The organism is Staphylococcus simulans (assembly GCF_003043455.1).
GTDB lineage: Bacteria > Bacillota > Bacilli > Staphylococcales > Staphylococcaceae > Staphylococcus > Staphylococcus simulans_A.
Genome location: NZ_PZGG01000001.1, coordinates 76,310 through 97,123 on the forward strand (window position 1 = coordinate 76,310; position 20,814 = coordinate 97,123).

At 36.7% G+C, this 20,814-nt stretch carries 21 protein-coding genes; 15 read left to right on the forward strand and 6 right to left on the reverse strand.

The genetic code is table 11. The features are described 5' to 3' along the window. Positions 1–322: 322 nt before the first annotated feature. Positions 323–3,772, forward strand: a complete 3,450-nt coding sequence (locus BU038_RS00390) for a pyruvate carboxylase (RefSeq protein ID WP_107604319.1) — start codon at positions 323–325, stop codon at positions 3,770–3,772. 160 nt (positions 3,773–3,932) lie between these two features. On the opposite strand, the gene BU038_RS00395 is transcribed toward BU038_RS00390, so the two are convergent. Beyond that, positions 3,933–4,859, reverse strand: a complete 927-nt coding sequence (locus BU038_RS00395; protein WP_107604320.1) for a COX15/CtaA family protein — start codon at positions 4,857–4,859, stop codon at positions 3,933–3,935. 320 nt (positions 4,860–5,179) lie between these two features. On the opposite strand from BU038_RS00395, the gene cyoE reads away from it, so the two are divergent. From cyoE to BU038_RS00415, 4 genes are all read left to right on the forward strand, one after another. Further along, positions 5,180–6,091 carry a heme o synthase gene (gene cyoE / locus BU038_RS00400; protein WP_107604321.1) on the forward strand — a complete coding sequence of 304 codons (912 nt, stop codon included), beginning with the start codon at positions 5,180–5,182 and terminating at the stop codon, positions 6,089–6,091. A 25-nt stretch (positions 6,092–6,116) separates the two neighbouring features. After that, positions 6,117–6,578 carry a DUF420 domain-containing protein gene (locus tag BU038_RS00405; protein WP_002480547.1) on the forward strand — a complete coding sequence of 154 codons (462 nt, stop codon included), beginning with the start codon at positions 6,117–6,119 and terminating at the stop codon, positions 6,576–6,578. Between the two features lie 125 nt (positions 6,579–6,703). Next, on the forward strand, positions 6,704–7,744 hold the full coding sequence (locus BU038_RS00410) for a CAP domain-containing protein (RefSeq protein WP_107604322.1): 1,041 nt from the start codon (positions 6,704–6,706) through the stop codon (positions 7,742–7,744). A 14-nt stretch (positions 7,745–7,758) separates the two neighbouring features. Next, positions 7,759–8,199, forward strand: coding sequence for a YlbF family regulator (locus BU038_RS00415; RefSeq protein ID WP_182675995.1), 441 nt, complete (start codon positions 7,759–7,761; stop codon positions 8,197–8,199). Positions 8,200–8,298: 99 nt separating this feature from the next. Here the strand turns inward: BU038_RS00415 and BU038_RS00420 are convergent, their stop codons facing one another. After that, entirely contained in the window at positions 8,299–9,225 is a 927-nt protein-coding gene (locus BU038_RS00420) for a glycerophosphodiester phosphodiesterase (protein ID WP_107604324.1), read from the reverse strand. A gap of 138 nt (positions 9,226–9,363) precedes the next feature. On the opposite strand from BU038_RS00420, the gene BU038_RS00425 reads away from it, so the two are divergent. Further along, the gene (locus tag BU038_RS00425) at positions 9,364–9,618 is read left to right on the forward strand and encodes a DUF2129 domain-containing protein (protein ID WP_107604325.1); all 255 of its coding nucleotides are present in this window, start codon (positions 9,364–9,366) and stop codon (positions 9,616–9,618) included. Positions 9,619–9,670: 52 nt separating this feature from the next. On the opposite strand, the gene BU038_RS00430 is transcribed toward BU038_RS00425, so the two are convergent. Then, entirely contained in the window at positions 9,671–10,060 is a 390-nt protein-coding gene (locus tag BU038_RS00430) for a DUF7147 family protein (RefSeq protein ID WP_107604326.1), read from the reverse strand. A 64-nt stretch (positions 10,061–10,124) separates the two neighbouring features. Between BU038_RS00430 and rsmD the strand changes: the two genes are divergently transcribed. Further along, a complete protein-coding gene (gene rsmD / locus BU038_RS00435) occupies positions 10,125–10,676 on the forward strand; it encodes a 16S rRNA (guanine(966)-N(2))-methyltransferase RsmD (RefSeq protein ID WP_107604327.1) in 552 nt (183 codons plus the stop codon). Next, a complete protein-coding gene (coaD, locus tag BU038_RS00440) occupies positions 10,669–11,154 on the forward strand; it encodes a pantetheine-phosphate adenylyltransferase (RefSeq protein ID WP_002480554.1) in 486 nt (161 codons plus the stop codon). Before rsmD ends, coaD begins: the two co-directional genes overlap by 8 nt. Before the next feature lie 85 nt (positions 11,155–11,239). Here the strand turns inward: coaD and BU038_RS00445 are convergent, their stop codons facing one another. Next, positions 11,240–12,190 carry an ornithine cyclodeaminase family protein gene (locus tag BU038_RS00445; RefSeq protein WP_107604328.1) on the reverse strand — a complete coding sequence of 317 codons (951 nt, stop codon included), beginning with the start codon at positions 12,188–12,190 and terminating at the stop codon, positions 11,240–11,242. A 14-nt stretch (positions 12,191–12,204) separates the two neighbouring features. Continuing rightward, positions 12,205–13,347: a nucleotidyltransferase gene (locus tag BU038_RS00450; protein ID WP_107604329.1), complete on the reverse strand. Its 1,143-nt coding sequence runs from the start codon at positions 13,345–13,347 to the stop codon at positions 12,205–12,207. Positions 13,348–13,474: 127 nt separating this feature from the next. Between BU038_RS00450 and BU038_RS00455 the strand changes: the two genes are divergently transcribed. The 5 genes from BU038_RS00455 (at position 13,475) to pheT (ending at position 18,937) form a co-directional block, all read left to right on the forward strand. After that, positions 13,475–14,023, forward strand: a complete 549-nt coding sequence (locus BU038_RS00455; RefSeq protein ID WP_002480557.1) for a YceD family protein — start codon at positions 13,475–13,477, stop codon at positions 14,021–14,023. 91 nt (positions 14,024–14,114) lie between these two features. Next, positions 14,115–14,288, forward strand: coding sequence for a 50S ribosomal protein L32 (rpmF, locus tag BU038_RS00465; RefSeq protein WP_107604330.1), 174 nt, complete (start codon positions 14,115–14,117; stop codon positions 14,286–14,288). Positions 14,289–14,392: 104 nt separating this feature from the next. Continuing rightward, positions 14,393–15,139, forward strand: a complete 747-nt coding sequence (locus tag BU038_RS00470; RefSeq protein ID WP_107604331.1) for a TrmH family RNA methyltransferase — start codon at positions 14,393–14,395, stop codon at positions 15,137–15,139. 334 nt (positions 15,140–15,473) lie between these two features. Further along, positions 15,474–16,532: a phenylalanine--tRNA ligase subunit alpha gene (gene pheS / locus BU038_RS00475; RefSeq protein WP_107604332.1), complete on the forward strand. Its 1,059-nt coding sequence runs from the start codon at positions 15,474–15,476 to the stop codon at positions 16,530–16,532. Beyond that, entirely contained in the window at positions 16,532–18,937 is a 2,406-nt protein-coding gene (gene pheT / locus BU038_RS00480) for a phenylalanine--tRNA ligase subunit beta (protein ID WP_107604333.1), read from the forward strand. Before pheS ends, pheT begins: the two co-directional genes overlap by 1 nt. A 117-nt stretch (positions 18,938–19,054) precedes the next feature. On the opposite strand, the gene rnhC is transcribed toward pheT, so the two are convergent. After that, positions 19,055–20,008 (reverse strand): ribonuclease HIII, encoded by a 954-nt coding sequence (gene rnhC, locus BU038_RS00485; protein WP_107604334.1) that lies wholly within the window; start codon positions 20,006–20,008, stop codon positions 19,055–19,057. A gap of 270 nt (positions 20,009–20,278) precedes the next feature. Between rnhC and zapA the strand changes: the two genes are divergently transcribed. Together zapA and BU038_RS00495 are read left to right on the forward strand one after the other, a co-directional pair. After that, entirely contained in the window at positions 20,279–20,545 is a 267-nt protein-coding gene (zapA, locus tag BU038_RS00490; protein ID WP_002480563.1) for a cell division protein ZapA, read from the forward strand. 9 nt (positions 20,546–20,554) lie between these two features. Continuing rightward, a partial coding sequence (locus tag BU038_RS00495) for a CvpA family protein (protein WP_142402584.1) occupies positions 20,555–20,814 on the forward strand: 260 nt, incomplete at its 3' end.

The window sequence follows — 20,814 nt, forward strand, 5'->3', positions numbered from 1 at the left end:
TTGTATAGAGTGGTAAGAAATGTTAAGAATAATGATTAAGCTAAAATGATTGCTTTTAGAAATAGGTATAAATAAAGTTTATGATGTGTTATAAGAAAATATGATATAATACGGATATGCTTATATAAGTCCTATCTATACTGACACAGTCTAACATGCTTTAGAAATATGTTTGTAAGTTACCTAAACTGTATAGATCGGCATGAAGTTTACATATCAGAACAGATACATCTACTAACATTAATGTTCGTGTTTTGGTATACTATTATCTACAACAAAGGTTTAGAAAATTCTAATAATTGATTTTTTGGGGGTTGATCACTTGAAGAAGATTAATAAGTTAATGGTAGCAAACCGCGGTGAAATCGCAATTCGTATTTTCCGTGCAGCCACTGAATTAGATATTACAACAGTCGCAATTTATTCAAATGAAGACAAGGGTTCATTACATAGAAACAAAGCAGATGAATCTTATTTAGTCGGAGAGGATTTAGGTCCAGCTGACAGTTATTTAAATATTGAACGTATTATTGAAGTTGCGAAAAATGCGAATGTTGATGCGATTCATCCAGGTTACGGATTCTTAAGTGAAAATGAAACCTTCGCGAAACGCTGTGAAGAAGAAGGGATTATCTTTATCGGTCCTAAGCTTAAACATTTAGATATGTTCGGTGATAAAGTGAAAGCCCGTGCCACAGCAATTGAAGCTGGTTTGCCAGTTATTCCAGGTACAGACGGACCGATTGAGGATTATCATAAAGCGGCAGATTTTGCGAAAGAAGCAGGTTATCCGTTAATGATTAAAGCCACAAGCGGTGGCGGTGGTAAAGGTATGCGTATTGTGAATGAGGAATCTGAACTTGAAGAAGCCTTTACACGTGCGAAATCTGAAGCGCAAAAATCATTCGGTAACAGTGAAGTTTATATTGAAAAATACATTAATGAACCGAAACATATTGAAGTACAAATCATGGGGGATGAACACGGTAATATCGTTCATCTTTATGAAAGAGATTGTTCTGTACAACGTCGTCACCAAAAAGTGGTTGAAGTTGCACCATCAGTAGGTATGGATGAAGGTTTACGTCAACGTATTTGTGACGCAGCATTACAATTAATGAATAATGTAGGTTATGTCAACGCGGGTACAGTTGAATTCTTAGTTTCTGGCGATGAGTTCTTCTTTATTGAAGTCAACCCACGTGTCCAAGTAGAACATACAATCACTGAAATGATTACAGGAATTGATATTGTGAAAACACAAATTCTTGTGGCAGATGGAGAAGCATTATTTGATGATGAAATCGGTATTCCGCATCAAGATGATATCCATACGTTAGGCTATGCGATTCAATGTCGTATTACAACAGAAGATCCGACAAACGACTTTATGCCAGATACTGGTCACATTATCGCTTATCGCTCTAGCGGTGGCTTTGGTGTACGTTTAGATGCTGGAGACGGCTTCCAAGGTGCAGAAATTTCACCATATTATGATTCATTATTAGTGAAATTGTCTACGCATGCGTTAACGTTTAAACAAACAATTGAAAAAATGGACCGTTCATTACGTGAAATGCGTATTCGTGGTGTAAAAACGAATATCCCATTCTTAATTAACGTAATTCGTAATAAACAGTTCCAAGAAGGCGACTATACAACTAAATTCATCGAAGAAACACCAGAATTATTCGAAATTAATCCAACACAAGACCGTGGTACAAAAACATTAGAATATATCGGTAATGTGACAATCAACGGTTTCCCAAGTGTTGAAAAACGTCAAAAGCCTGATTTTGAACGTCCTCATGTAGAACGTGTACCAAGATCAGAAATCAAACAATTAAGAGGTACAAAACAGCTCTTAGATGAACAAGGGCCTAAAGCTGTAGCGGACTGGTTATTAAAACAAGAAGATGTGTTGATTACAGATACAACATTCCGTGACGCGCATCAATCTTTACTTGCGACACGTGTGCGTACGAAAGATATGTTAGCTATCGCATCACAAACAGCAGAAATCTTACAAGATGCGTTCTCCCTTGAAATGTGGGGCGGTGCGACATTTGATGTTGCTTATAACTTCTTGAAAGAAAATCCATGGGAACGTTTAGAACAAATGCGTAAAGCGATTCCTAATATTTTATTCCAAATGTTATTACGTGCGTCAAACGCAGTAGGTTATAAAAACTACCCAGATAATGTGATTAAGAAATTCGTAAAAGAAAGTGCTGAAGCGGGTGTTGATGTCTTCCGTATCTTCGACTCATTGAACTGGTTAGACCAAATGAAAGTGGCAAATGAAGCGGTTCAAGAAGCGGGTAAAATCTCTGAAGGTACAATTTGTTATACAGGGGATATTTTAGATCCGCAACGTTCTAATATTTATACATTAGATTATTATGTGAATCTTGCGAAAGAATTGGAAAAAGAAGGTTTCCATATTCTTGCGATTAAAGACATGGCTGGTTTGTTAAAACCTAAAGCTGCGTATGAATTAATCGGCGAATTAAAAGCAGCAGTTGATTTACCAATCCACTTGCATACACATGATACAAGCGGTAATGGTATCTTAACGTATAAACAAGCGGCAGATGCAGGCGTGGACGTTATTGATACAGCGGTATCATCAATGAGTGGTTTAACAAGTCAACCAAGTGCGAACTCATTGTATTATGCCTTAAATGGCTTTGGTCGTGATGCCCGTACAGATATCAATGGGCTTGAACGTTTAGGTCAATATTGGGATACAGTGCGTCATTACTACAGTGACTTCGAAAGTGATTTCAAATCACCGAATACAGAAATTTATCAATATGAAATGCCTGGTGGCCAATACTCTAACTTGAACCAACAAGCGAAAAGTTTAGGCTTAGGCAATAGATTCCATGAAGTTAAAGATATGTATCGTCGTGTAAACTTCTTATTTGGAGACATTGTTAAAGTAACACCGTCTTCAAAAGTAGTCGGCGATATGGCGTTATACATGGTACAAAATGATTTAACAGAAGAAGATGTCTTGAAAGATGGTTATAAACTCGACTTCCCTGAATCAGTCGTATCATTCTTTAAAGGTGAAATCGGTCAACCAACAGACGGTTTCAATAAAGAACTTCAAAAAGTGGTATTGAAAGGTCAAACACCTTTAACTGAACGTCCAGGTGAATACCTTGAAGATATAGACTTTGAAGCATTACGTGAAGAACTTCAAGCGAAACAAGAAAAACCTGTCACTGAACAAGATTTAATCAGTTATGCGATTTATCCTAAAGTGTACGAACAGTATATTGCGACAAAAGAACAATTTGGCAATGTATCACTATTAGATACACCGACATTCTTCTTTGGTATGCGTACAGGTGAAACAGTAGAAGTTGAAATTGATAAAGGTAAAACATTGATTATCACATTAGAAGCGATTACTGAACCAGATGATAAAGGTGTCAGAACAATCTTCTTCATCATGAATGGACAAACACGTCAAATTAAAATTCAAGATGAAAATGTGAAAACAAATGCGACAGTTAAACCAAAAGCAGATAAATCAAATCCTAACCATATCGGTGCGCAAATGCCTGGTACAGTATCAGAAGTTAAAGTTGCGGTAGGTGATCATGTAGAAAGCGGACAAGCACTCTTGATTACAGAAGCAATGAAAATGGAGACAACTGTACAAGCACCATTCAATGGTACAGTGAAACAGGTCACTGTCACAAATGGTGAAGGTATTCAAACAGGCGATTTATTAGTGGAATTAGAAAAAGATGAATAATTAATAACAATACCGGAAGCTGAAAATAGATTCAGTTTCCGGTATTTCTATTCTTGAGAAGCCTATTCATATTAAAAATGGTTGAGAAGCTTGAATGAAGAAATAAAAAAAGACAAAAAATAACCGCTGAACAGTGATTTCTGTTCAACGGTTATTTGTATTAATAAGCGTTATTTTTAACTTTTTCAACACGTTTTGTACGAAGCATTAATAAGATGAAGTAGGCGATTAAACCGAATTCAAATGTGATAATTAATGCGTGTAATAAAGCGATGAATAAGTTCACGCTTGTGAAGATTGATAAAGCACCTGTGATAATTTGCAGTACGATTAATAGTAGTGCTGCTGTATAACCGTAACGAATTGTACGGTTTTCGTGATAATGTCTGATAGCATAGTTAAATGCAAGGAAGACACTGATTGTAGCGATAAGTGCTAATAATCTATGCATGAATTGTACCCAGTCTTGTTCTGTATGTGGAATCAAGTCTGCAAATGGTAATGGCCATGAACCGTATGATAATGATGAATCTGTATGACGTACTAGAGCACCTGTGTAAATGCCGACATATAAACAAATCGCCATCGTCCAAGTATAGATTCTAAGTTTTGGATCGATGTGTACTTTGTTCGCTTCGTATTTTTTATCTACATCGAAGATAATTAATGTCAATACGAAAACAGATGAGAAGCTGATTAATGAAATACCAAAGTGCAATGCGAGTACGTAATCATTTTGTTGCCAAAGCACTGCCGCAGCTCCGACTAATGCTTGGATAAGTAAGAAACCGACACTGATAATTGCCAGTGGTTTAACTTCTTTAATATACCCGATGTTCTTCCATGCTGTGATGACCAACCATAATACAACGATTAATGATAAAGCTGATGTTGCTCTGTGACTGAGCTCGATAATTGTACTAATAGGCAGGTTTTGCGGTAATAAAGCACCATGACATAACGGCCATGATGATCCGCAACCATCGGCTGAACCTGTTTTTGTAACAAGTGCGCCACCTAATTGAACCCATGCCATAATAACTGTTGCGAGAACAGCTAACCATTTAAGGTTACGTTTCTTAAACAATTTAAAACACCCCACTGATTAATTGACATAGATAAAGGCAGAGGAAAGGAGGGATTTGAACGAACAAGTATGTCAGCCGAATCCGAATTCCATGCCTCAAGCCTATTTGTCATTTGATAAATTGTAAATATTTATAAACATTATATCAATAATGGCTATAAATTTTAATAGCATGTGGATTGAAAATGTGTCACAAAAATGACGATTTTTTGAAAACTAGCGTTGTCGCTAAAGTGTCACAAATTTGTCTTATTTAGCCTAGTCAACTATTACTTTTTGCTATATCATTGTATTATATGAATATTTTAAGGAGGGGCATTATGGATAAAGGACATACTTTGTCGCAAGCTTCTGGTCGTGTAACCCTTAAAGAACTGAAAGCAATTATTAAAATGGGGCTCGTTCAAGGGAACTTAATTCCTGCCTTCACAGGGGCATGGCTAGCGATTGTATTAACGAATCACTCCTTCCTATCATCTATACCGCAAATTCTGTTAATGATGATCGGTTCAACGCTCATCATGGGGGGCGCATGTGCACTCAATAACTATTATGACCAAGATATTGACAGCATTATGCCAAGCAAACAATCAAGACCGACAGTCAATAACAGAATTTCAAATAAAAATTTATTGATTTTAAGCTTCGGAATGATGGTTTTAGGTGAAATATTATTATTTATCCTTAACATACCATCAGGTGTCATTGGTTTAATGGGCATTATCGGCTACGTATCATTTTATTCAATTTGGTCTAAACGCCACACAACTTGGAATACTGTTGTTGGGAGTTTCCCAGGTGCAGTACCGCCATTAATCGGCTGGACAGCAATTGAAGGCCAACTGAGTTTAACAGCAATCGCGTTGTTCTTAGTGGTATTTTGTTGGCAACCGATCCATTTCTATGCCTTAGCTATTAAACGTCAAGACGAATATTCTTTAGCTAAAGTTCCTATGTTACCATCTGTTAGAGGTTTTAACCGTACACGTGTAGGTATGATTTTATGGTTAATCGCATTATTGCCTTTACCATTATTATTTACTAATTTAGGTACGGTATTCGTTGTATTGGCAACACTTCTGAACTTAGGTTGGATGTATCTTGGCTTAACAAGCTTCAAGAAGAACTTCAATCAAAAGAAATGGGCTACGTTAATGTTTGTTTACTCACTGAACTATTTAGTGCTATTCTTTGCATTAGCAGTCGTAATTTCTTTAATCAATATGATTTAAATAAATTGAAGATAGGATGAGATTTATGAGTCTACCTATATTGCCGACGATAAGTACAAGCTGTATTCAAATTTGTGCGGCGTTAGTTATTGTTGGATGGTACTTGATTAAAAAACGTAAAATTGAAGCGCATAAGAAAGTAATGTTGACAGCAGCGTTCTTCGCATTAACATTCTTTATTATTTATGCGAGTAGAACATTCTTTATCGGGAACACTGCTTTCGGTGGACCTGCATGGTTAAAAGGATATTACCATTTCTTCTTGATTTTCCACATCGCGTTATCAACAGTGGGTGGATTAATGGGATTATTCCAAATCATCACAGCGTTTAAAGACAAATTTAATCTTCACCGCAAGGTTGGACCTTGGGCAGCGATTATTTGGATTTTTACAGCTTTCACAGGTATTATCGTATACATCTTGTTATATGTTATGTACCCAGGTGGAGAAACAACTTCATTATTTAAAGCAACTTTCGGCTTTTAAAATGTAAAACATCGACTGATGACGTTAAATGTTGTCAGTCGATGTTTTTATATAAAGACTATCCTTGCGAGTGTGCGTGTGAAACGTGTACAATGATAATTACTTAACATTGAGGTGGGCGGAGAATGAGGAATTTAATTATTAAAGTTATAGGCGTTTTGCTTCTTATAACTTTTCTTATCTATTTATTTTATTCGCCACGGCTGAAATTTGATGTGTTAGAAAATCCCAACAAGAAAACACCGACAAAAATTGAACAAACACAGAAAAAAGGGCCGGAGACTGAAAACCCAAAACCTAAGTCAGGGATTGGAACGTGGGTCAATAATGACATTAGCGGTTTGACGAAGAAATTTGGTCAAGCTGATCGTGTCTATGCATACGCAAATGACTATAAAAACTATGTCTTTAGAGCGCAAAATCAATATTATATTGTGACGGCTAAAAATAATATCATTAAATCAGTCTACGCGACAGGAACAAAAGCGGATATTGAACCAATCAATATCTCTGAAGATGCTTCAAGTATTTTTGAGAACACCAGTATTAATCCAGAACCCCGTATTAAAGCTGACGGGAAGTCTTATGATATAGAACTTTCTGATGAAGATATGAAAACGCAAATGTTGATTAAATATGGTGACGTTTACGCACAAGTGTATATCGATCAACAAACTAACAAAGTAGTCGGTGTCAGATTCTTAGATGCAGATGCACTGCTTATGTTTAATCCATATCAAATGACACAGACATCAAACGAGAAAACGGTCGAAAATAAACATAAAGATGTCCCATATGAACAAAACGTAAACCAATTGATGACGCTTTATGAAGTCACAAATCAAATCAGAGGTTTAAAAGGACTTAAACCATTCAAAGTAAATAATGATTTAAGTCACATTGCTTCAGTAAACTTATATGAAAGCACAAATAATAAAAATGTCGAATTTACTGAAGGTGCTTTGAAACAACAATTAGATGATCGAAATATAAAATTTGAAGTTGTAGGTCAAAACGTCGGTTATGATTTTAATGATGTGCCGACACTCTTGCATAGTTGGCTGAATTCAGATATTCACCGTTCTCGTTTATTAAATACACAGTATACTGAGATGGGCGGAGATGTCATGGATGGCTACTATACATTAATATTTATTGGAGACTGATGGAAGGTGACAATATGATTAATTCTGAAGTCATTGATGTTTTAGATGGTGTAGATGAAGTCAGTGAAATGATTTTAAACTCAGAGATTTATCAAGAATATATAACAGCACGTCAAGCAATGAACGAAGATGAAACAGCACAAACACATTATCAAACGTTTATGAAATACAAAGAACGCTATGATGAAGTGATGCGCTTCGGTAAATACCATCCAGATTACCAAACAGTGACACGTGCGACACGTAAAAGTAAGCGTGCATATGATATGGTTCCATCTGTGATGGCTTATAAACAAAAAGAAACAGAACTTCAAAATTTAGTGGATGAAGTGATCACTATTATCGCAACTTCTATTTCGGATAATGTAAAAATTGAAGTTGGAAATCCATTCTTTAGAACAGATATGCACGGATGCAGTACTGGCGGCACATGCCAATGTCAAATCCATGCTTAATAAAAAACAATAAGCAACACCCGCTACTATCGGTATGATGACCAAAGTAGCGGGTGTTGCTTTGTATATTAATAATTATAATTTGAGTGATCAATCATATTAATGTTGAACTTGATTTTGACGATATTGGAACGCAAGGTCAGGTCGGTCAGTGACAATAGTATGTGTACCTTTGTTGAAGAGGTCACTCATTAAATCAATACTGTTGACACCATAATAACCTGGAACGATATTACGTGAATTCAACCAATTGATTAAACGTTTTGAAGTAAGTGGTACACCATGATAACTTGTCGGCATTTGGAAAGTGTTGGCTTGTGCTTCAAACATATTGCCGAAGCCGCTGAAGAATTTAACGATGCCTACAGTTACTTCTTCTTGACTCGCGCCGACTGCGACAGTACCTAAAGCTAATTCAGAAAATCTTGCGATTTGTTCCTGATAGAAGCTCGTCACTAATACACGATCTTGTGCATTGTGACGTACAATAGATTTGTATAATAGCTCTGGAGCAATCGTACCTTCATAAGAGTCTGGGCTGTCTTTTAAATCTACATTGATTAATGTGTCAGGATATAATTCTAATAATTCATCAAAGGTTAAGATTTTCGCATCTGGATGATTGCGATAAGGTGTATCGTTATTGATATCTTTAAAATGATAACCTGCATCAAGCTTTTGTAGCTCTTCTAATCGATGCTCACGCACTTTGCCTGAACCGTTTGTAGTACGGTCGACTGTCGCATCATGAAAGACAATCAATTGTTCATCGCTAGTTACACGTACATCAGTTTCGAAACCATCTACTTCATATGATGAAGCAGTATCAAACGCAAGTTTTGTTTGTTCTGGACGTAAAGCCATACCGCCGCGATGTGCGAAAATATAATGAGGTTTACGTGTGAAGAATGCTGGGATGGGTTGAGGTTCTGGTTGTCCTTTAAATTTTGACAATAAGATAAGTCCGCTGAATATACCGGCAGCACCTGCTACACTGTTTCTGATAAGTCTACTTATTTTTACCATGGAATTTCCTCCTTGTATTCTATGAAGCTAACCAAAAGTTATATCTAAGAAGCGTGAGGGCTTAGTGATACAAGGGTTTGGTTATTTCAAATTTAGTTCAGTCGTGATACTATAGATTAAAGTAATGGAGTGATCAAAATGACAGAAATCATACCTAGAACCAGTTTAATTATATACCTTAAACATATGAAGCATGAACGTCATATTAGAAAATACGGTCATATTATTAATAGTAATCGTAACCGTAAATATGTCATCATGTATATCAATGAAAATGATGCCGATCATATTGTCAACCGACTCATGAAATTAAAGTATGTGCGTCACATTGAAGGTTCTCCTTATAAATATTTAAAGAAAACGTATGAAAAAGAAAAATACGAAATCAATTAATAGTTACACTACTGTATCAACAAATATAACCCTTATGACAGGGCATTAAACGTTATTGTAATGGCGGTATCCAATGATATAAGCGTAAGACACCGACTAAATAATTGAAATAGAGTTCTAAATCATGAAAATCGTCTGTAGATTTTACATCTAATTCACTTAACGGTAATTGATAATCTTCAGCGAAGCCGCGAATCATTTCTGATTTTTTATTATCCTCTGGATGAGGATAAGGGAAGGCGTTCAACATGATATACATGGCTTGGAAATAATTGCCTTCAGTCGGCTTCATAATGATTGCCGCAGAACTTAAACCTTTGTCTGAATTTGGACTGTTAAAGAATACAATGCGATTAATACGTTCATGATTGTATTGAATGAGTGTTTTGAACTCAAATAAATCGGTGAGTCCTTCACCGAGTACAATAAAAGATTGTTTCATTTTGGGAATAGCCTCCTTATTACCCAAATTATATTATAGATTAAGAGGGGAAGTGAAGTATTAGATGAGAGTGATATCAGGCCAACATAAAAGTAAACCTCTAGAAAGTCTGGAAGGGCGCAATACACGTCCGACAACAGATAAAGTTAAAGAAAGTATCTTCAATACCTTGCATGATGTATCAGGTATTGGTTTGGATTTGTTTGCGGGAAGCGGTGCTTTAGGCATAGAAGCTTTGTCTCGTGGTATGGACGAGATGATTTTTGTGGATCAAAACTTTAAAGCGGTTAAAGTGATTAAAGCTAATTTAAACAGCCTAGATTTGATGAAGCAGTCAGAAGTCTATAAAAACAATGCCGACCGTGCTTTGAAAGCATTATCAAAACGTGACATTCAATTTGATATAATCTTCTTAGACCCGCCGTATAATAAAGGGTTGATTGATAAAGCATTAGCGCAAATCGAAGAGTTTAACTTATTGAAGAAAAGTGGTATCATCGTTTGTGAGTTTAACCATAAAGAAAACATTGATACGCACTCTTTTGAAGTGATTAAACGTTATCATTATGGCTTAACGGATACTATGTTATTAGAAAAAGGAGAACATGATGGCTGAAACAAAAGCAGTAATACCAGGTAGTTTCGATCCAATTACATATGGGCATTTGGATATTATTGAACGTGTAGCACACCGTTTTGATGAAATCCATATCTGTGTATTGAAAAACCGTAATAAGTCAGGGACTTTTACTGTGGAAGAACGCATCGCTTTAATTGAAGAATCTGTCGCAAATATCCCGAACGTACAAGTGCACCAATTCAATGGTCTGCTTGTAGATTTTTGTGATAAAATCGGCGCAAAAACCATTATTCGTGGACTACGTGCAGTCAGCGACTTTGAATACGAACTGCGTTTAACATCTATGAACAAGAAGTTGAATAGTGATGTCGAAACATTATATATGATGACAAGCACGAACTATTCATTCATCAGTTCTAGCGTAGTTAAAGAAGTAGCGCAATATAAAGCAGATATTTCTGAGTTTGTACCGCCTCCTGTAGAAAAAGCATTAAAAGAAAAATTCGGAAACTAATAAAACACGTTTCAACGTCTATTTGTATCATACAAAAGGTGTTGAAACGTGTTTTTTGTTTAATATTAAATGTTTTATTTTTGGGTTAGTGATCTAATTTTTCATACGCACCGATAGCGACAGCTAAATCAAAGTAAGCGGCACCAACACATTTAAAAACAGTAATCGCATCATTGTCCTTACGGTATGAAGTGCCTTGTTGTGAAAGTGTTTTGAGTTCATCACTGATATCATCGAAGGTAAAGGTTTGGTTTTGATTCGCTTCAATTAATTCTCCAGACTCTTCTTTGGCGCCTTCAAGATCATCTACGACGACACTTTCTGCTTGCGTGAAAATATTTGCGTCTAGTTCTTTCATATCCGGTTGGTAAGAACCGATACCGTTGATATGTGTACCTGGTTGAACATCTTCAGCGTCAAAGACAGGTTGTGTTGAAGGTGTTTGGCAATTAATAATATCTGCTTGTTTGACCAATTCTGATACATCATCTAAAACTTGTACATTTAAATCTGGATAATCATTTAAAATACGTGTTTTAAAGTCTTGTGCTTTTTTAGTTGTGCGGTTATAAAGCAAGACGGTATCAATAGAGCGGACCTCGATATTGCCTAAGAATTGTTCGTAAGCCATACCGCCTGTACCAATCACCCCTAAAGTCGACGCATCTTCGCGACTCATATACTTAGTCGCAATACCGCTCAGTGCACCAGTTCTTAGACGTGTGAGATAACTGCCATCTAACATGGCTTTGGTTTCGCCATTTTTAAGATTGGTAATCACGATTTGTGCTTGTGTTGTTGGTAAATTGTGTTTTGGATTCTCTGGTGTAATAGATGTAATTTTAATCGTGCCGAGTTGTTTGGCTAAGTCAACACAAGGCATATATAACATAGATTTTGCACCATCACCTGTAGGAATCACGGTACGTGGTGCAGTTTTGATTTGATCGAGATTATTAAAACTCTGTTCAATTGCGGTAATCGCATCTTTCATATGATAATGTTCTTTTACTTCTGTTTCTGAATATACTTGCATGTTGATTTACCCCCTTATTGTGACTGTACCCTAATTACAGGTGTATTGAAATCGTCAGCGGTTTGACCAGACAGAGTATTATAGATTTCAGTTGCTTTGATTTCAGGTTCAAAGTATCGGGCAGTTGCTTTGTTGACATTAGTGATATATTGACGTTCTGGAAAATCTTTCTTCAATTGTTTTAAATACGCTTGTCCTTTTTCGTTCATACCCAAGATACGTACAGCATCAATTTCGTTTTGTTTATTCGCTTGTTTAAAGTTTAACAAGCAGTTCATTAACATACGTTGAATACGGGTATACGTATAGCGCTTAGTTTTAAGCAGCTGCATTAATTGTTCAAAGTTGTGTGCAGATGGAATTTTTTCTTTTAAACGGTACTCAAATCCTTCGCTGATTGTATGCATTTCGCGTAGTTCTTCAAGAGAGGCACGTAATAATGTAAATTTCAGATAAGGGAACACTGCATCTAAAGTTAACTGCGGTGATGTATATAAATGCTTAACTGCTTCAGGCACAACAGTTTCAAAGCTAGTATCATTGTTTTTTAGCGCCTTTCTAATAGCGCTGCCGCTTGCGAAAGATTGGTTATCTATCATTTGATTATGATGGTTTGTTTGATGACGTTTCAGTGTCAAAGGTGTGATGTGAGCTGCATAATTGTGTATTGCTTGTACATAAGAGAGACCTAAGATATTATTAGGTGTCTGCAGTAAAGCGGGTTCATCTAATATTTCATGAATGATTCTAGGGTAACTTTTCCCTTCGTGCAGCTTTGTTTGAAATTCTGGGTGTTCTTCGATATGGTTGAGTTGCATGGCAACATGTTCGAAATCTTTGATGCTGCCGGATTCACTACCGAACACGAGTGCATCACAATTCAGATAGTCAGCAACTTTGACACCCATTTCTGCGAAGTATTCTCCAGCAGATAACGCTGCATAAGCAGGAAGCTCGACGACAAGGTCGCAAGCAGAGAGTGCCAATTGTGTGCGTAAAAATTTATTGTAGATTGCGGGCTCTCCGCGCATCACAAATTGACCGCTCATAATAGCAACAGTAAGATCTGCATCAGCGATTTGACGTGCTTGTTCTGCATGGTAGACATGCCCGTTATGGAAGGGGTTATACTCTGTAATCAGTGCAGCGCATTTCATTTGCAATCCGTCCTTTCAGAATTCATTATGATTATTGTATCAAAAAGTCAAGATGTTAAGAAAAAATCTTGACAACTTAACGCTAGAAAGTTAAAATAAATTTTGTGCTTGTTAGAGGTGAAGCCATATGAAATGGTCAATAACGCAATTAAGAAAATATCAAGGTCAGCCTTTTGAATTTGATCAAACAGTAAATTATAATCATTTAATTGATAAATTAGGACTTATAGATTTATCTGATATCCGAGTGAAGGGCAAACTTGATGTCAAATCAAATGAAGTTGTCGCTGATATCCACTTAACTGGTGCGTACACGATGGAAGATGCGCGTACATTGAAACCGGTGGAAGTGCCGATTGATGTCGAAACAACAGAAATATTTGATTTAGAAGGTCATGAGTTTAGTGATAGTGAAGAGGATGATGAACATTATCATCTTGCTACAAACGGAATGATTGATTTACGTGATATCGCAGAAGAGCTTGTCATCATAGAAAAGCCTATCCGAGCAGTGGCTGAAGACAGCAGTTTAGAAGACATGCTGCAGAGCGGTCAAGGTTGGGAAGTTATTGACGAAGACGAATTAGAAGAAAGTGAACAAGCAGAAGAAATCTCTTCTAAGAAAGTCGATCCAAGGCTTCAAAAATTGCAACAATTTTATGATGAAAAGCAATAGAAGTTGATGTACAATAGATAGTATTGTTATTAACATCTTAATCGCACAGTAACAAAGATTTTTGTGTTTGAAATTTAAGGAGGATTAAATCATGGCAGTACCAAAAAGAAGAACATCTAAAACTAGAAAAAATAAACGTCGTACTCACTTTAAATTATCAGTACCAGGTATGACTGAATGCCCTAACTGTGGTGAATACAAATTATCTCACCGCGTTTGTAAAAACTGTGGTTCTTACAACGGTGAAGAAGTCGTTACAAAATAATTGATGAATCATGAGACCCATCGTCTATAACGGTAGGTCTCATTTTTTGTTTATGAGAAACAACATGATAAAATAAGGAAAAATCGTAAATGAGGTAACCAACTATGGAACAAATTACGTCACCGCAAAATGCGAAGGTAAAACAAGCAAATAAATTAAAAAAGAAAAAAGAACGAGATAAAACAGGATTGTTGTTGGTAGAAGGGACACATTTGATTGAAGAAGCGGTTCAAAGCCAGTTAACAGTGAAACAACTTTTTGTTGTTGAACCTGAACGTTTTGATACACAATTAATCGAAGCTGCTGAAGAAGCGTTTCACATTAACTTTAAAGTAGCAGAAAGTTTATCTGGAACTGTGACACCTCAAGGTATCTTTGCGGTCATTGAAAAACCAGAGGTTGCTTCACGTATCGCAGAGGCTAAACAAGTATTGCTGCTTGATCGTATCCAAGACCCAGGTAATCTTGGTACTTTGATTCGTACAGCCGATGCTGCCGCATTAGACTTGATTGTCTTGTCGCCAGGGACTGCAGATGCGTATCAAGATAAAGTATTGCGTTCAAGTCAAGGCAGTGTTTTCCACTTGCCGATTGTCACGCAACCGATTGAAGAATTTATCAATCAATTTGATGGACCAGTATACGGCACTGCATTAGAAGATGCGGTGAATTTTAATGAAGAGGCGTCACAAGAAACGTTTGCACTATTGCTTGGTAACGAAGGCCAGGGTGTCGATCCAGAATTATTAAGTCATACGACGAAACGTTTAACGATCCCGATGTACGGGGCAGCTGAAAGTCTGAATGTAGCGATTGCAGGCAGTATTTTAATCTATAAATTAAAAGGTTGACCGGTCGGAAGGGATTACTTATAATTAAATGTGATTCAGAGTTTGAGCGGATGACTCAAACAAATAAATTAATACTTTGCCTATAAAAAGACGTAAATTATCATAAGCAGACTGTCTAGGGAGAATAACCGTGACTGAAAGTTATTCCAGAATGCGATAATTTTTTTCACCTTTTTGGCAACTTAAAGAAATTTAAGTCGGTTCATCACCGTTATCTATGATAAATCAAGTGTATGCGTATGCATAAATTTGGGTGGTACCACGGAAGACTTCGTCCCATATCTCAGGGATAGAAGTCTTTTTTTATTGGCAATATTATTTAGGAGGGGCAGATATGATTCAAACTGAAGAAATGAATCAGCTTAAATCAGAAGCTTTGACCGATGTGTCACAAGCGTCAGATGAGAAAGCGTTACAAGATGTTAAAGTTAAATACTTAGGTAAAAAAGGTTCTGTTTCAGGTTTAATGAAACAAATGAAAGATTTATCAAATGAAGAAAAACCAAAATTCGGTCAAGCAGTAAACGAAGTGCGTCAAGCGATTGAACAAGCGATTGCTGAACGTAAAAAAGTGCTTGAACAAGAACGTTTAAATAAACAATTAGAAGAAGAAACAATTGATGTGACTTTACCAAGTCGTCAAATCAAACAAGGTGCAGCACATCCATTAACACGTACGATTCAAGAAATTGAAGATTTATTCTTAGGTTTAGGTTATGAAATTGTGAATGGTTATGAAGTAGAACAAGATTACTATAACTTCGAAGCATTAAACTTACCGAAATCACACCCAGCACGTGATATGCAAGATACGTTCTATATCACAGAAGAAACGTTGATGCGTACACATACATCACCTGTACAAGCACGTACACTTGAAAAGCGTAACGGCCAAGGGCCTGTTAAAATTATTTGTCCTGGTAAAGTATATCGTCGTGACTCAGATGATGCGACACACAGTCACCAATTTACACAAATTGAAGGTTTAGTTGTGGCAGAGAATATTAAAATGAGCGACTTAAAAGGTACGCTTGAACTTGTGGCGAAAAAACTATTCGGTGAAGAACGTGAAATTCGTTTACGTCCAAGTTATTTCCCATTCACTGAACCTTCAGTAGAAGTTGACGTCTCTTGTTTCAAATGTGGCGGTAAAGGCTGTAACGTATGTAAAGGTTCAGGCTGGATTGAAATCTTAGGTGCCGGTATGGTACACCCGAATGTTTTAGAAATGGCTGGTTTTGATTCTTCTAAATACACTGGTTTCGCATTCGGTATGGGTCCTGACCGTATCGCAATGTTGAAATACGGTATTGAAGATATCCGTTATTTCTACACAAATGATGTTCGTTTCTTAGATCAATTCAAAGCTGTTGAAGATAGAGGTGAAGCATAATGTTTGTATCAAAAGAATGGTTAGAATCTTTAGTTGCGGTTAATGAGCCGATTCAATCATTAGCTGAACGTATCACACGTACAGGGATTGAAGTCGATGACATCATTGATTACACAGCTGAAATTAAAAAATTAGTCGTAGGTTATGTGGAAAGTAAAACACAACATCCGAACGCAGATAAATTAAATATTTGTAAAGTAGATATCGGTGAAGAAGAACCCGTACAAATCGTATGTGGTGCACCGAATGTCGATGCTGGGCAATACGTGATTGTCGCAACTGTCGGCGGTCGCTTACCTGGCGGTATTAAGATCAAACGTGCGAAATTACGTGGTGAAGTGTCTGAAGGTATGATTTGTTCACTTCAAGAAATCGGGGTCCAAAGTAATGTGGTACCTAAAACATTTGAAGAGGGGATTTATAACTTCCCGAATGAAGTGAAACCAGGCACAGATGCGTTAGAAGCATTATACTTAAATGATCAAGTGATGGAATTCGACTTAACGCCGAACCGTGCAGATGCATTAAGTATGGTAGGTGCTGCGTATGAAACATCAGCACTTTATGGTGCACCGTTAACATTACCAGAAACACAACCTGATACAACTGGAACTTCAGCTTCTGAAGAAATTTCAGTGTCAGTTGAAAATCCAGATAAAACACCATATTACAGTGCACGTGTCGTTAAAAATGTGAAAATTGGTCCATCTCCAATGTGGATGCAAGCACGTTTAATGAAAGCGGGCATTCGTCCGATTAATAACGTCGTTGATATTTCAAACTATGTGTTATTAGAATATGGCCAACCTCTGCATATGTTTGACCAAGATCATATCGGCTCTAACAAAATTGTCGTACGTCAAGCACAAGAAGGCGAAACAATGACAACATTAGATGATACAGAACGTGAATTATTAGCGTCAGATATCGTCATCACAAACGGTAAAGAACCGATTGCGCTTGGTGGTGTGATGGGCGGAGACTTCTCTGAAGTCACTGAACAAACTCAAAATGTCGTGGTTGAAGGTGCAATTTTCGATCCTGTAAGTATTCGTCATACTTCACGTCGCTTAAATTTACGCAGTGAATCATCAAGTCGTTTCGAAAAAGGCATTGCGACTGAATTTGTAGACCAAGCTGTAGACCGTGCTTGTTACTTATTAGAACATTACGCACAAGGTGAAGTCTTATCAGATCGTGTCGCATCAGGTGACTTAGGTGAATTTATTACACCGATTGAAATTACAGTTGATAAAATCAATAACACAATCGGTTCAGAAATGACAGTTGAAGCGATTGTAAAATCACTAAGTCAACTCGGTTTTAAAACTGAAAATAACGACGGCAACTTAACAGTTTATGTTCCTTCACGTCGTAGAGATGTCAAAATTAAAGAAGACTTAATTGAAGAAGTGGCACGTATTTATGGTTACGATGAAATTCCATCAACATTACCAGTTTTCGAACAAGTTACAAGTGGTCAATTGACAGACCGTCAATCTAAAACACGTATTTTAAAACGTACATTAGAAGGTGCAGGTTTAAGTGAAGCGATTACGTATTCATTAGTCGACCGCGCACGTGGTAAAGCATTCTCAGTGAGTGACAAACCAAACATTGAATTGTTAATGCCGATGAGTGAAGCGCACGCGGTGTTACGTCAAAGTTTATTACCTCATTTAATCGATGCGGTTGCTTATAACGTGGCACGTAAAAATACAAATGTCTTCTTATATGAAATCGGTCGTGTCTTCTTTGCGAATGGTAAAGGAGAATTGCCGGATGAAGTTGAATACTTAAGCGGTATTTTAACTGGTGAATATAGCGGCAATCAATGGCAAGGTAAGAAAGAATTAACAGACTTCTATCTTGCGAAAGGTGTCTTAGATGCGATTGCGGAAAAATTAGATATTACATTTGATTATGAAGCAACGCAAATGGATGGTTTACACCCAGGACGTACAGCGAATGTTTTATTAAACGGTGAGATTATCGGCTTTATCGGTGAATTACACCCACAATTAGCTGAAGAAAATGACTTGAAACAACGTACGTATGTCTTTGAATTAAACTACGATAAATTGATGAACGTTTCAGTGGGTTACATCAATTATGAACAAATTCCTAAGTATCCTGGTGTAACTAGAGATATCGCATTAGAAGTAGATACAATAGTTTCAGCTGCTGAACTTGTTAGTACAATCAAAGCACATGGCGGTAAAATCTTCCAAGATGCGCAAGTCTTTGATGTCTACGAAGGCGAACATATGGAAGAAGGTAAAAAATCCGTTGCGATCCGTATCTCTTATTTAGATACAGAAAACACATTAACAGATGAACAAGTGACAGCGGTTCATGATGAAATCGTCAACGCTTTAACTGCAGAAGGTGCAGTCATTCGTTAGTTTGATTACCTAATAATCTTACGATATAAAAAACAAGCTCTTTCTACACAAATAATGTGCAGAAGGAGCTTGTTTCATTTTATTTATATATAAAGTGTAAGCAATCTGTTAAGGTGTTCAGTTGTTAAATTGTTTTTTACGATAGAGGTCTAAGGCTTTCTCTCTGTTTTTAAAGTCAGCTTTTGAAATACTGTCTAATGTCTCTGTACCGTATTGATCAATTAAACCAGCCGCAAATAAATCTACTGCTTTACTTGCTCCTTTTGGAATGATTTTGTTTATTTTTTTGCCCATGTGATCCATATGTTTAACAAAAGCAAAACGAGAAATGATACTTGCAGCTGCGATAGCTAAAGATTTAGATTCACCTTTTGTTTCGAAACAAGTTTTGTCTGGATAAGGCATAGTTGTAAGTGCATAATTTTGATAAACACCGCGTACCGCAAATTGGTCAATTACAATATAATCTAAAGGATAGTTTTGTGCTTCGACGCGATTTACCACGTTTTCAATCGCATGATTATGCAAGACAGCTTTCATTTTAACTTGTGACCAGCCGAGTTGTTTTTGTTCGTTATATCTTTTATTATCTAATGTTTGTAATGAGTGGGGAAGGAATGTCACTAATTGCTCAGCTAATTCGACAATTTTTTTATCTGATAATTTCTTAGAATCATCGACACCTAGTGTTTTGAGTACTTCTGCATGTTCTTTTGATACGTAAGCCGCACAAACGGTAAGCGGACCGAAGTAATCACCGCTGCCTGCTTCATCACTGCCGATACAATTTGATGTGTTAAATGGGTAATCATTGGAATTGATGATTGTTGTTTTCTTTTTCTTTGAAGGTGCCTTAGATGTTTGAGCAGCGTTACCTAGTAATTGTTGTGAGACTGCTTCTGCTTGAGCACCTTGAAACATGACTTTGTTGGAATTATAAATATGAATTGTTGTACCTTGGACTTTTGCGCGTGCGCGTGAGCCTTCGGGAAGATTCGTTGTGTCTGCGTTGATTTTGCTAAGTAATTGTTGAATTTGTTCATCTGATAATTTTAATACGACGTTCGCCATAGGGATGCTCCTTACTTGTAGTAGTATTCTTATTCTACTATATGTGGCTGGCGCAATAAAAGGTTATATATTACAGTCTGTTTACATAACATTGCCAAAAAGCGAACACTACTTACATATTAAATGGCACTCGTGTATAATGGTTCGTGATGAATAAATAGAGTGGTTTTCAACAAATCAGAGTGAAAATCAGTTACGATTAATATAAGAGATACACTCATCAGTTGTCGTGGTGAATGAGTGAAAATAAGCAAGATTGGAGTTATCAAATTGGGCGAATTTAAAAATAGAATCAATGTTACGATTAATAATAAAAATTATACAATAGTCGGCGAAGATAATCCTGAGCATATTCGATATGTTGCGCACTTAGTAGATGAAAAAATTCAAGAATTAGGACGTAAGAGTGCGGGGTTAGATACCACACGTAAAGCAGTATTGACTGCGGTTAACATTATGCATGAAAAGGTGTTATTAGAAGAAGAAAACCGTCGTTTGACACAAGAGTTGAATCGTTTAAAGCATGACGAACAGTAGGGTCTGCCTATGCTGCTAAATTTTTTCATCTTTTTTGTCTTTATTTTGATTGCCGCTATGGGGTTTCGCAGAGGATTTTGGTGGAGTCTGCTTCATTTTATAAGTACAGTCGCTGCTTTTATCTTTGCGGCATTATGGTACGGACCGATTGCGAAGCAGTTAGAATTATATGTTCCGTTTCCTAAAACCAAGGCAGCACAAACACATTATTTTATTCAATATGATGATATTCATCTGCGTTTTGAAAGTATTGTCGCGTTTATCATGAT